Source organism: Streptomyces sp. NPDC013317 (genome assembly GCF_055563155.1).
This window is the reverse complement of sequence record NZ_JBVHDX010000026.1, coordinates 42,596-54,714: the sequence shown is the minus strand read 5'-3', so window position 1 is coordinate 54,714 and position 12,119 is coordinate 42,596. Positions and strand designations below refer to the sequence as shown.

Genomic DNA, 12,119 nt, shown 5'->3' with positions numbered 1-12,119 from the left:
GACGCCGTCTCCGAGGTGAACCGGTCACCCGTGAGCTGCATACCGTCACCCGAATCACCCGCGAACCGGATGATCACCCGATCGAGCCGACGGACCTCTTTCCCCGGTTCCTCCGGACGCGTGCGCGTGCTCGTCCCTGTCTCGGACCCCATCTCCGCACCCTCAATCCCATGGACTCGTCGGCGCCTTGTGCGGCCGATCGTGACAGGTGCCGCTTACCGTCCGCTGACGGACGACTGAGCGTCGCCCGTGAGAACCGGCCGGCCCTCGCCCGTACCGCTGCCGGGTCAGCGCCTCGTCAGCGTCGTGTACGGCGGCCCCGTTAGCCTGCGCCTGCCGTTCGGCAATCAGGTGGGTGCAACGCGCTCTTTCCCTGTCATTTCTCGGCGCTCACGCGAAGAGACATCGAGAGGACTTCGGATGAACGAACTCAGAGAACTCGCCACCCGGGCCGGGCGGGAGCTGGAAGAGGCCCCGGCACTGGACATCCTGCGCTGGGCCGCCGACACCTTCGGTTCCGGCATGTGCGTCACCTCCTCGATGGAGGACGCCGTCGTGGCCCACCTCGCCGCGCGCGTACTGCCCGGAGTGGACGTCGTGTTCCTCGACACCGGCTACCACTTCCCCGAGACCATCGGGACGCGGGACGCGCTGGAGGCGGTCGGCGACGTCAGGATGATCACCCTGCTCCCCCGCCGGACGGTGGCCGAGCAGGACGCGGAGTACGGTCCCGAACTGCACCGCCGCGACCCCGACCTGTGCTGCAGTCTGCGCAAGACCCAGCCGCTGGAGGAGGGGCTCGCCCCGTACACCGCCTGGGTCACGGGGCTTCGCCGGTTCGACTCGCCCGAGCGCGCCACGACCCCGGTCGTCGCCTGGGACGAGGCGCGCGGCAAGGTGAAGATCTCCCCGATCGCACGGTGGTCGCGCGAGGACGTGGACACGTACATCGCCGAGCACGGGGTGCTGGTCAACCCGTTGCTCTCGGACGGCTACGGCTCAGTGGGCTGCGCCCCCTGCACCCGGCGCCTGCTCCCGGGCGAAGACGCCCGGGCGGGCCGCTGGGCGGGGAGCGCCAAGACGGAATGCGGGATCCACACATGACGACCGAGACAGACATACCTCTGCGGCATCTGGAGGCGCTCGAATCCGAGGCGGTGCACATCTTCCGCGAGGTGGCGGGCGAGTTCGAGCGCCCCGTCATCCTCTTCTCGGGCGGCAAGGACTCCATCGTCATGCTCCATCTGGCGCTGAAGGCCTTCGCACCCGCCTCGGTGCCGTTCTCGCTCCTTCACGTCGACACGGGGCACAACTTCCCCGAGGTGCTCGACTACCGCGACCGCACCGTCGCCCGCCACGGGCTGCGGTTGCACGTGGCGTCCGTACAGGAACTCATCGACAGCGGGGAACTGCGCGAGCGGCCGGACGGCACGCGCAACCCCCTGCAGACCGTGCCGCTCGTCGAGGCCATCCGCACGCACCGCTTCGACGCGGTGTTCGGCGGCGGGCGCCGGGACGAGGAGAAGGCCCGCGCCAAGGAGCGGGTGTTCAGTCTGCGCGACGAGTTCGGCGGCTGGGACCCTCGCCGACAGCGTCCCGAGCTGTGGCAGCTGTACAACGGCCGGCACGCCGCCGGCGAGCACGTCCGGGTCTTCCCGCTCTCCAACTGGACCGAGCTGGACGTGTGGCAGTACATCGCCCGCCACGACATCGAGGTCCCGTCCATCTACTACGCGCACCGGCGCGAGGTCTTCCTGCGGGACAACATGTGGCTGACCCCGGGCGACTGGGGCGGCCCGAAGGACGGCGAGCCGCTGGAGATCCGCACGGTGCGCTACCGCACCGTCGGCGACATGTCCTGCACCGGCGCCGTCGACTCCTCCGCCGCCGACCCCGAGGCCGTCATCGAGGAGATCGCCGCCTCCCGGCTGACCGAGCGGGGCGCCACCCGGGCCGACGACCGCATGTCGGAGGCCGCCATGGAAGACCGCAAGCGCGAGGGATACTTCTGATGCCGATCATGCCGACGAGGCCGAGCGGAACCGAGCACCACTCCAGCCTGCTGCGGTTCGCCACGGCCGGCTCCGTCGACGACGGCAAGTCCACGCTGGTCGGCAGGATGCTCCACGACTCGAAGTCGCTGCTCGCCGACCAGCTGGAGGCCGTCGAGCGGGCGTCGCTGGCGCGGGGCCAGGAGACGCCGGACCTGGCGCTGCTCACGGACGGCCTGCGGGCCGAGCGCGAGCAGGGCATCACCATCGACGTGGCCTACCGCTACTTCACGACGGGGAACCGCAGCTTCATCCTGGCCGACACCCCGGGGCACGTGCAGTACACCCGGAACATGGTCACCGGGGCCTCCACCGCCGAGCTGGTGATCATCCTGGTGGACGCGCGGCAGGGGGTCGTGGAGCAGACCCGCCGGCACGCGGCGGTGGCCGCGCTGCTGCGGGTGCCGCACGTGGTCCTGGCCGTGAACAAGATGGACCTGGTCGGCCACGCCGAGACGGTGTTCGCGGGCATCGCCGACGACTTCATCGCGTACGCGAGGGGGCTCGGCGTCCCCGAGGTGACCGCGATCCCGGTGTCAGCGCTCAACGGCGACAACGTCGTCGGCCCGTCGGCGAGCATGGACTGGTACGGCGGGCCGACGGTCCTGGAACACCTGGAGACCGTCCAGGTGAGCTCGGAGCCCGTCGGTGCGCCCGCCCGCCTGCCCGTGCAGTACGTCATCCGCCCGCAGACGGCCGAGGACCCCGACTACCGGGGCTACGCGGGCATGATCTCGTCCGGATCGCTGCACGTCGGTCAGGAGGTCACGACGCTGCCCTCCGGTCGTACGTCGGTGATCAGCGCCATCGACCTGCTGGGCCATCCGGTGCGGACGGCCCGCGCGCCCCAGTCCGTGACCGTGCTGCTCGCGGACGACGTCGACATGTCGCGCGGGGACCTGCTGGTCCCCTCCGACCAGGCCCCCACCCCCTCCCAGGACATCGAGGCCACCGTCTGCCACCTCGCCGACCGGCCTCTCGTTCCGGGCCAGCGGGTCCTGCTCAAGCACACCACGCGCACCGTGCAGGCGGTCGTGAAGGAGCTGGTCAGCCGGGTGACACTCGACCCGCTGTCCCAGCACGGCTCCCCCGAGCGGCTGACGGCCAACGACATCGGCCGTGTCCGGATCCGTACGGCCGCTCCGCTCGCCCTCGACCCGTACGCGGTCTCGCGCCGCACCGGATCGTTTCTGCTGATCGACCCTGCCGACGGCACCACGCTGACGGCGGGGATGGCGGGCGACTCGTTCGTGACCGGGGCTCCGTGGGAGACCGGCGCATGAGGCAGGTCCGCCGGCTCGGCGCCGCCCTCGCGGGGCTCGCGCTCTGCGCCACGCTCAGCGCGTGCGGCTACGGTTCGCAGCGCGTCGGCACCACCGCGAAGGTGGTGCCGACGGGCGCCGCGCTCTCCGCCTCGGAGGTGCGGGTCGGCTACTTCCCCAACCTCACGCACGCCACCGCCCTGGTCGGCGTGCGTGAGGGCATGATCCAGAAGGAACTCGGCGGTACGAAGCTGTCCACGGCCACCTTCAACGCCGGGCCCACCGCCATCGAGGCGCTCAACGCCGGTTCGGTCGACCTCGCGTGGGTCGGCCCGTCGCCGGCGATCAACGGCTACACCAAGCTCGGCGGCAAGGGCCTGCGCATCGTCGCGGGGGCCGCGTCGGGCGGCGTGAAGCTGGTCGTCGACCCGGAGAGGATCCGTACGCCGGCCGACGTCCGGGGCAAGCGGATCGCGAGCCCCCAGCTCGGCAACACCCAGGACGTGGCGCTGCTGCACTGGATCGCCGAGCAGGGCTGGAAGGTGGACCCGCTGTCGGGGCGCGGCGACGTGTCCGTCGTCCGTACCGACACCAAGATGACGCCCAACGCCTACAAGTCCGGTTCCATCGACGGGGCGTGGGTCCCCGAGCCGACCGCCTCGCTGCTGGTCGCCCAGGGCGCGCGCGTCCTCGTCGAGGAGGCGGACCTCTGGCCCGACCGGCGGTTCGTGACCACTCATCTCATCGTGTCGCAGCGCTTCCTCGACCGGCACCCCGACGTCGTCGACGCGGTCGTCGAGGGGGCCGCGGCCGCCAACGCGTGGATCGCCGCGGAACCGGAGCGGGCCAGACGGTCCGTCAACGAGGCCCTGCGCGACCTGACGGGAAAGCCGCTGCCGACCGAGATCATCGAGGCGGCCTGGCCGTCCCTCACGTTCACCGACGACCCGCTGGCCGCCACCCTCGACGCCCAGGCGGCCCACGCCACCGCGGCGGGTCTTCTCGACCGCCCCGTGCTGCGCGGCATCTACGACCTCGGCCCCCTGAACCGGGTCCGCGAGGCCGCGGGCCGGCCCCCGGTCGACGACGCCGGGCTCGGCACGCCATGAGGGACGACGACGTGACGGACGACGCCATGAGCGACGACACCACGGGGGACGACGCCCTGCCCGCCGTCCGCCCGTCCTGTACTGCACCCAGGAGTTGACTCGAGTGCATCCGACAATGACCACGGAACAGGTCGCCGATCCCGGTGCGACCTCCCTCGCGCCCCGCGGGCCCGCTGTCCGCGTGGCGGGGGTCCACAAGACGTTCCGCCGTGCCGAAGGCGTGCAGACGGTGCTCCAGGACATCAACATCGATGTCCAGCCCGGCGAGTTCGTCTGCCTGCTCGGCTCCTCCGGGTGCGGCAAGTCCACCCTGCTCAACGTGATCGCGGGCCTCGACCAGCCGACCTCGGGCGAGATCCAGGTGCCCTCCGGCCGGCCCGCCCTGATGTTCCAGGAGCACGCGCTGTTCCCCTGGCTCACGGCCGGCCGGAACATCGAACTGGTCCTCCGGCTGCGGGGGGTGCCCAAGGCCGAACGCCGGACGCGTGCCGAGGAGCTCCTCAGCCTGGTACGGCTCCAGGACGCGTACGGCAAGCGGCCCCACGAACTGTCCGGCGGTATGCGGCAGCGGGTCGCGCTCGCCCGCGCCCTGGCGCAGGACTCCCAGGTGCTGCTGATGGACGAGCCGTTCGCCGCGCTCGACGCCATCACCCGCGACGTCCTGCACGAGGAGCTGACCCGGATCTGGGAGAGCACCGGGGTCTCCGTCGTCTTCGTCACCCACAACGTCCGCGAGGCGGTCCGGCTCGCCCAGCGCATCCTGCTGATGTCCTGCCGGCCCGGCAGGGTCGCCCACGAGTGGAAGATCGACCTGCCGCAGCCGCGCCGCCCCGAAGACCCGGACGTGGCCACGCTGTCCGTGGAGATCACCGACCAGCTGCGCGAGGAGATCCGGCGCCATGCCCGAGACTGAGGCCCGCGCGGTGGAGGCCGGAGCACGCGACGACGCCGATCTCGCCCGGCTGGAGGCGGGCCTGGACTCCCTGGAGACCAAGCCCGAACGCCGGGACTCCGTCGGGCGGATCCTGCGACGTACGGTGGCGCCGCCGCTGCTCGGCATCGTCCTCGTCCTGACGGTCTGGCAGACGCTGCACCTCAGCGGCCTCGTGACCGAGGACCGGCTGCCGGGTCCCGCGGCGATCGGGGAGAGCCTGCGCACGCTCTGGCTGCGCGGCACCCTGTTCGACATCGTCTGGACCAGTCTGGAGCGCGGCCTCCTCGGCTTCCTGGCCTCGGTGGCCATCGGTACGCCGCTGGGCCTGCTCGTCGCCCGGGTGGCGCTGGTCCGGGCCGCCGTCCGGCCCGTCCTGTCCGGACTGCAGTCGCTGCCGTCGGTGGCCTGGGTACCGGCGGCCGTCATCTGGTTCGGCCTCACCGACGGCGCCATGTACGCGGTCATCCTGCTCGGCGCGGTCCCCTCGATCGCCATCGGTCTGGTCTCCGGCATCGACCAGGTGCCGCCGCTGTACCTCCGCGCGGGACGCGTCATCGGCGCCACCGGCCTGAACGGCGCCCGTCACATCCTGCTGCCGGCGTCCCTGCCGGGTTACACGGCGGGGCTCAAGCAGGGCTGGGCCTTCTCCTGGCGCTCCCTCATGGCGACCGAACTCATCGCGTCCTCCCCGGAGCTGGGCATCGGCCTCGGCCGCTACCTGGAGAACTCCCGCGAGAACATCGACATGCCCGGCGTCTTCCTCGGCATCCTGCTCATCCTGACGGTGGGCGTGCTGATCGACCTCCTGGTCTTCAGCCCCCTGGAGCGCCGCGTGCTCCGCAACCGCGGTCTGGCCTGACGGGCCGGTGCCGTCCCTGAGCCCGGAGGCGGGCTCGGTGCCTCATACACGGCGCGGGAGCCGCGGTGCACCGGATGCACCGTGCGGCCCGCGTCCGCCTCCGGCCCACCCGTGTGAAGACCCGAAGACCCCCGTACCCCTCGTGAGGAGGAGTACGGGGGTCTTCGGCGTACCGCGCACAGGTGGGCAGGAGGCGCCCCGGGTGCCGCCCGGTGCCGCCCGGTGCCGCCCAGTGCCGCCCAGTGCCGCCCGGTGCCGCCCGGTGCCGTCGCCCGGCCGGGGCTCGCTCCCACTCCCTCGTACGACGAAGGTGCCCGCGGTCCACCTGGGCGGTGGGCCTCGGGCACCTTGGGGAGGCGAAGAGGTGTCAGTCCTGGCCCGTGTGGGTGCGGACCGCCCACTGGGCGAAGGTCTCCGACTCGTCCGTACGGCCTTCCTGGTAGCCGCGGGCGAGGTTCTCGACGAAGTCGGGCAGGTCCGTCGCGGCCACCTTCAGGCCCCGGGGCTTGTGGCCGAGGGCCGCCTCGTCGTTCTTGGCGAGGGAGAGACCGCCGCCCAGGTGGACCTGGAAGCCCTCGACCTGGGTGCCGTCGGCGCCGACGACGATCTGGCCCTTGAGGCCGATGTCGGCGACCTGGGTGCGGGCGCAGGCGTTGGGGCAGCCGTTGATGTTGACGGTGATGTCCGTGTCCTGGCCGGCGAGCCGCCGTTCGAGCTCGGCGACGAGTTCGGCGGCCCGGTCCTTCGTCTCGACGATGGCGAGCTTGCAGTACTCCAGGCCGGTGCAGGCCATGGTGGAGCGGCGCCAGCGGGAAGGGTGGACGATCAGGTCGATCGCCTCGAGGTCGCGGACGAGCGGCTCGGGGTCCACCACGTCCAGGACGAGCAGTTTCTGATAGGGCGTCAGTCGTATGCGGCCGGAGCCGTGGGCCTCGACGACGTCGGCGAGCCGGGCGAGCCTGGTGCCGGAGACCCGCCCGACGACGGGCGCGGCACCGACGTAGTACCTGCCGTCCCGCTGCTCGTGGACCCCGACGTGGTCGACCGGAGCCGCCGGAAGGACAGGCTCGGGGCCGTCGACGAGCGGCCGGCCGAGGTACTCGGTCTCCAGGACCTCGCGGAACCTCTGCACGCCCCAGTCGGCGATGAGGTACTTCAGCCGGGCCCGGTTGCGCAGCCGGCGGTAGCCGTGGTCGCGGAAGAGCCCGGCGACGGCCGCCCAGACCTCGGGCACCTCAGCCAGCGGCACCCACGCGCCCGGGCGTTCGGCGAGCCGGGGGGAGGTGGAGAGGCCGCCGCCCACCCAGAGGTCGAAGCCCGGTCCGTGCACGGGGTGCTCCACCCCGAGGAAGGCGATGTCGTGGATCTGGAAGGGCACGTCCGGCAGCCAGCTGACCGCGGACTTGAACTTACGGGGAAGGTTGGACAGCGAGGGGTCCCCGACGTGCCGGTCGACGATCTCGCGGATCGCGGGCGTGGCGTCCAGGACCTCGTCGGGGCTGATCCCGGCGACGGGGCTCCCGAGCACGACCCGGGGGCAGTCGCCGCAGGCCTCGGTGGTGGACAGTCCGACGGCCTCCAGGCGGCGCCAGATCTCGGGGACGTCCTCGATCCGGATCCAGTGGAACTGGATGTTCTGCCGGTCGGTGATGTCGGCGGTGTCGCGGGCGAACTCGGTGGAGAGCGCGGCGATCTCCCGCAGCTGCGCCACGGAGAGCTCACCGCCGTCGACGCGTACCCGCATCATGAAGTGCTCGTCCTCGAGCTCCTCCGGAGCCAGGGTCGCGGTGCGCCCGCCGTCGATGCCCGGGCGCCGCTGGGTATAGAGGCCCCACCAGCGGAGCCGGCCGCGCAGGTCCTCGGCGGGGATGGAGGCGAAGCCCTCGCGCGCGTAGATCCTCTCGACGCGCTCGCGCACCAGCAGCGGATCCTCGACCGCCTTGAAGCGCTCGTTGTCGTTCAGCGGTTCCCGCGATCCGAGCGCCCACTGGCCCTCGTCGCGCCTACGCTCCCGGGTCATCGTTGGTCCTCTCCTTCAGGGGGCCGCTGATCGGCGAGATCATTCCCGAGGGCAGCCACTCCGCCGTCTCGGCACCGCCGTGGTGGTGCCCGGCGCTGCGGCCCTCGCCGTCGGCGGAGACCATGCCTCCGGGTACGTACGCGACGGAGACCGCGAAGAGCCGCGGTGCCGGTTCGGGCTTCTCCTCCCGTACGCGCTGCCAGGCCTCGTAGCCGCCGCCCGTCGGGTACGCGCCGGGCATCCGGGCCGTGAGCGCCTTGACGTACTCCATGGCGTCGGCCCGCCTCGGTGTGTACCGAAGCGGGATCAACTGGCCGGCGCCGGGTGTGATGACGGACCGGGCGAGCAGCCAGGGCGCGAGGTAGACGCCCTGGGCGGTGGTCCTGCCGCTCTCGACGGCGAGGGTCGCGTCCGTCGCGCCGGGCCAGCCGGTGGTGACGATCAGGGGCTGGGAGGTCCGGCCGGGCGCGGTGACGCCGATGCCCTCGCGCGCGGCGGCGGCGCGGACCGTGGCCGCCGCGGCCCTGCCGCGTTCCGAGTCGTCGGAGACGAGGCTCACGGAGCGGATGCCGCGGGCGGCGAGGAAGTGGACGGTGGCGCGCAGCGCGGTGGCGTCCCGTTCGGCGAGCCGGTCGGAGGGGCAGGAGGTGAGCGGGGCGCGTTCGCCTGCGACGAGGGCGCCGAGGGCGACCTCCGCGCACTCCGCTCCGTCGGCGGTGGCAAGGGCGGCGAGCGGGGCCTGGGCCGCGGTGCCGGTGTCGACGGAGAGTTCGCCGGCGGCTCCGCCCGCGGAGATCCGCAGGGTGCTGCGGCCCTCGGGGAGGTCCACCGGAATCCAGGACTGGGCGCTGCCCGGCCGCCGTTCGCCCGGGCGGAGAGCGGCGGCGGTGGTGCCGGCCCGCGCGTTCTCGGCTCCGACGGCGACCAGGTTCGTTCCGGGCCGTCCGGGTACGACGAGGACGCCGACCTTCTTCCCTCCGAGGACGAGGGTCCGCAGGACGGGTGTGCCCGGCGGGGTCCGCTCCTGCGCGGCGAGGGTGTCCTGGGCGGCGAGGGCTCCTCGGTCGTCGTTCCCGGAACCGAGCGCGGCGACGGCGACGAGGCCGAGCGCCACGGCGAAGACGGTGAACGAGACGCCGAGGTATCTGCGGGGCAGCAGGTTCCGCCGCGCCATGACCAGCACCACGAGGATGCCGATGACGGACGCGACGGCGATCGGCACCAGGGTCTCCCCCGGCGCCGCCCCGTCCAGCGCGGCCAGGTGACCGCGGCCCGGGGTGAGGGCCGCGGTCACCTGGGTACCGATGGTTCCGGTCACTTCAGGACGCTGTCACTGACGGTGAACAGGATGCCGTGCGGACGGGCGGGACCGGTCTCGCCGTGCGGCCAGGAGGTCCGGTCGAAGTCGACGCAGGGCTTGCCGCTCCGCTCGTCGCGGAACGACCTGTCCTGCTTCAGCTTGCCCTTGCGGTCGAGGTCGTACATGCAGACGTCGTGGTTGCCGTCGCCGCTGAAGGAGCCGGCGATGAAGTAGTTCGAGGTGGCGAGACGGCGGATCTGCTCGGTCTCACGGAACTTTCCGCCGTACGTCTGCTCGAAGTTGTCCATGGCACCCCAGTGCGGGCCACCGTCCGTGGTGTCACGGATCGGCATGGCGGAGGTGACGGCCGGGCAGTCCTTCTCCAGTCCGCCCCGGTAGACCTCCTTCAGCCGGTCGATGTTGCACTTGGGGTTGTCGCCCGCGGCCAGCAGCTTCTGGATGTCGAGGACGTAGAGCATGCCGGTGGTCCTGTCGAGCGGCTTGCCGTACGCGGTCGACTGGCCCATCACCGTGTGGAACAGGTAGCGGTCGTCGGGGCTGACCATCAGCCAGCTTCCGGCGTCGCCACCGCCCGTGACGTCCTTCGGCGCGCCCCACGCGCGGTACGCCGTGGTGTCGTCGAAGACCTCGCGCCACTTCGGGTTGGGCACGGTCACGTCGGGGGCGTAGAAGATCGCGCCACCGAGCATGGAGGAGGCGAACGCTCCCTTGTGCTTCTTCTTGTTGGGGAGCGCGGGCTCCATCACGACGCGCGACTCGTGCCACATCGCGGATTTCTCCAGGCCGGCGCGCGGACCGTCGGGCATCTTGCTGACGGAGAGCAGCTTCGGGTTCTGGCGGTCCTCGATGTCCCAGACGCGGACCGTCTGGCGCGCGAGGTTGGCCTGGTCGGGCAGTTTCGGGCTCAGGAAGTGGCGGGCCTCGACGAAGTCGCTCGCCACCATGATGTTCTTCTCTTCGTTGACCATGATCCCGTGCGGGTTGGCACAGGTGGCCTTCTTGAGCGCGGGCACGTTGCCGCACTGCTTCGGGTCCTCGCCCTCGGCCAGCGCGGCCGGGATCTCGGCGAGGGTCTTGCCGTCCTTGTCCATCCGCACGATCTGGCCGGGCGAGCCGGCCGCGCCGTTGCCCTCGCGGACCTCGCCGTTGGTGTACGTGCAGGGGCCGGGGACGTCCGGTCCGCCGAGGTAGCTGGCGTACGCGGTGCCGTCACGGAGCACCTGGAAGGCGTCGGGAGCGGTTCCGCACGGCGTGTCGACGGTCGAGTTGACACCGGCCAGGCTCAGGGCGGGCAGCTTGCTCGTGTCGAAGACGAAGACCGTGTCCTGGAGCAGCGCGCCCGCGAAGAGCCGGTCGCCCTTGTGCCACACGTACTGCATGTGGTGGGCCTCGTTGGCGTGGTTGGGGCCGAGGGTGACGGTGTTGACCACTTCGCCGTACGTCGGCGAGTTGCGGGTCGCGTCGACCACGGCGAGGAAGTCCGGCTTGGCGGGGTCGGCGGAGCCCGCCCAGGTCAGGAGCCATTCCCGGCCGCGGCCCTGGGCTGCGGGCAGCATGTGGTTGGTGGCCGTGTAGGTCACACCGTCGGTGGCGGTGAACTTCGAGGTCACCCGCTCGGGTTCGGGGGACGCCGCGGCGCCTCCCGAAGTCGTCAGCAGGGCGGCGACCACGCCGACCGCGGTGAGGCACGCGGCAAGGCGGGACGTTCCGCCCGGCCGTCGGAGACTGATGCGTCGCACGTCGCGAACGCTCCTCTCACGGAGCTGTCTGTGGGGTCCAACTGGGCGCCGGTACCTTCGCAGAACTCGCTGACGTGCCACTGACGCCCCGATCGCGCACGCCTCCGGCCGTTTCTCCGGTGGGGCGGGCGCTCTCGGGGCGTCGGTTTTCAGCTGCTGAGGAGCCACCCGGCGTCGCGGGCGATCCGCACGGCGTCGGTGCGGTTACGCGCGTCCAGCTTGGCGACAACGGCCGTGAGGTAGTTGCGGACGGTGCCGGGCGACAGGTGGAGCAGCTCGGCGATCTCGGCCGATTCCGCACCGGCGGCGACCAGCCGGAGCACATCGGCCTCGCGGGCCGTCAGGGGGCTCGGCTCGCCCTCCCAGGCGGCGAGGGCCAGCTCCGGGGTGATCACCCGTTCGCCGGCCATGACCCGTCGGACGGCGTGGACGAGTTGCTCGGCAGGTGCGTTCTTGACCATGTATCCGTCCACACGGATGTCCTGCGCGCGGCGTACGACGTTCGGTGCGTCGAGCACCGTGAGGACCAGGATCCGGCATCCGGAGAGCTGCTCGCGCAGCCGCTCCGCTCCGGTGAGCCCGTCCAGGCCGGGCATGTTGACGTCCAGGATCGCGATGTCGGGCCGGGTCTTCTCGGCGACGGCGAGGAGGTCCTCCCCGTTTCCCACCTCTCCTACGACCTGAACGTCTTCCTCCAGTTCGAGGAGGGAGGCCAAGGCCTCTCGCACCATCTGTACGTCCTCTGCCAAGAGCACACGTATCACGCACACACCCCCGCGATGTCCCCGACCCGGCCATGCCAGGGGGCGAGTTTCGCACATTCG

The 12,119-nt window shown here is 71.8% G+C and carries 10 protein-coding genes; 6 read left to right on the top strand and 4 right to left on the bottom strand.

The window, feature by feature from the left end:
* Positions 1–420: 420 nt before the first annotated feature.
* The 6 genes from ACZ3IJ_RS35580 to ACZ3IJ_RS35555 all read left to right on the top strand — a co-directional run bounded on the left by ACZ3IJ_RS35580 (position 421) and on the right by ACZ3IJ_RS35555 (position 6,215).
* Entirely contained in the window at positions 421–1,104 is a 684-nt protein-coding gene (locus ACZ3IJ_RS35580; RefSeq protein ID WP_467475266.1) for a phosphoadenylyl-sulfate reductase, read from the top strand.
* Complete coding sequence (gene cysD, locus ACZ3IJ_RS35575) at positions 1,101–2,012, top strand: sulfate adenylyltransferase subunit CysD (protein ID WP_352188062.1); 912 nt, start codon at positions 1,101–1,103, stop codon at positions 2,010–2,012. Before ACZ3IJ_RS35580 ends, cysD begins: the two co-directional genes overlap by 4 nt.
* An 8-nt stretch (positions 2,013–2,020) precedes the next feature.
* Positions 2,021–3,334, top strand: coding sequence for a sulfate adenylyltransferase subunit 1 (locus tag ACZ3IJ_RS35570; protein WP_467475263.1), 1,314 nt, complete (start codon positions 2,021–2,023; stop codon positions 3,332–3,334).
* Positions 3,331–4,422 carry an ABC transporter substrate-binding protein gene (locus tag ACZ3IJ_RS35565; RefSeq protein WP_467475261.1) on the top strand — a complete coding sequence of 364 codons (1,092 nt, stop codon included), beginning with the start codon at positions 3,331–3,333 and terminating at the stop codon, positions 4,420–4,422. Before ACZ3IJ_RS35570 ends, ACZ3IJ_RS35565 begins: the two co-directional genes overlap by 4 nt.
* A 115-nt stretch (positions 4,423–4,537) precedes the next feature.
* On the top strand, positions 4,538–5,335 hold the full coding sequence (locus ACZ3IJ_RS35560; protein WP_467475259.1) for an ABC transporter ATP-binding protein: 798 nt from the start codon (positions 4,538–4,540) through the stop codon (positions 5,333–5,335).
* Positions 5,322–6,215, top strand: coding sequence for an ABC transporter permease (locus ACZ3IJ_RS35555; protein WP_467475257.1), 894 nt, complete (start codon positions 5,322–5,324; stop codon positions 6,213–6,215). The genes ACZ3IJ_RS35560 and ACZ3IJ_RS35555 overlap by 14 nt, the downstream gene beginning before the upstream one ends.
* Before the next feature lie 367 nt (positions 6,216–6,582).
* On the opposite strand, the gene ACZ3IJ_RS35550 is transcribed toward ACZ3IJ_RS35555, so the two are convergent.
* From ACZ3IJ_RS35550 to ACZ3IJ_RS35535, 4 genes are all read right to left on the bottom strand, one after another.
* Positions 6,583–8,235, bottom strand: a complete 1,653-nt coding sequence (locus ACZ3IJ_RS35550; RefSeq protein ID WP_467475255.1) for a nitrite/sulfite reductase — start codon at positions 8,233–8,235, stop codon at positions 6,583–6,585.
* Positions 8,219–9,553 carry a hypothetical protein gene (locus ACZ3IJ_RS35545; protein ID WP_467475253.1) on the bottom strand — a complete coding sequence of 445 codons (1,335 nt, stop codon included), beginning with the start codon at positions 9,551–9,553 and terminating at the stop codon, positions 8,219–8,221. Before ACZ3IJ_RS35545 ends, ACZ3IJ_RS35550 begins: the two co-directional genes overlap by 17 nt.
* On the bottom strand, positions 9,550–11,295 hold the full coding sequence (locus ACZ3IJ_RS35540; RefSeq protein ID WP_467475251.1) for a hypothetical protein: 1,746 nt from the start codon (positions 11,293–11,295) through the stop codon (positions 9,550–9,552). Before ACZ3IJ_RS35540 ends, ACZ3IJ_RS35545 begins: the two co-directional genes overlap by 4 nt.
* 149 nt (positions 11,296–11,444) lie before the next feature.
* The gene (locus ACZ3IJ_RS35535; RefSeq protein ID WP_467475249.1) at positions 11,445–12,116 is read right to left on the bottom strand and encodes a response regulator transcription factor; all 672 of its coding nucleotides are present in this window, start codon (positions 12,114–12,116) and stop codon (positions 11,445–11,447) included.
* Between the last annotated feature and the right edge of the window lie 3 nt (positions 12,117–12,119).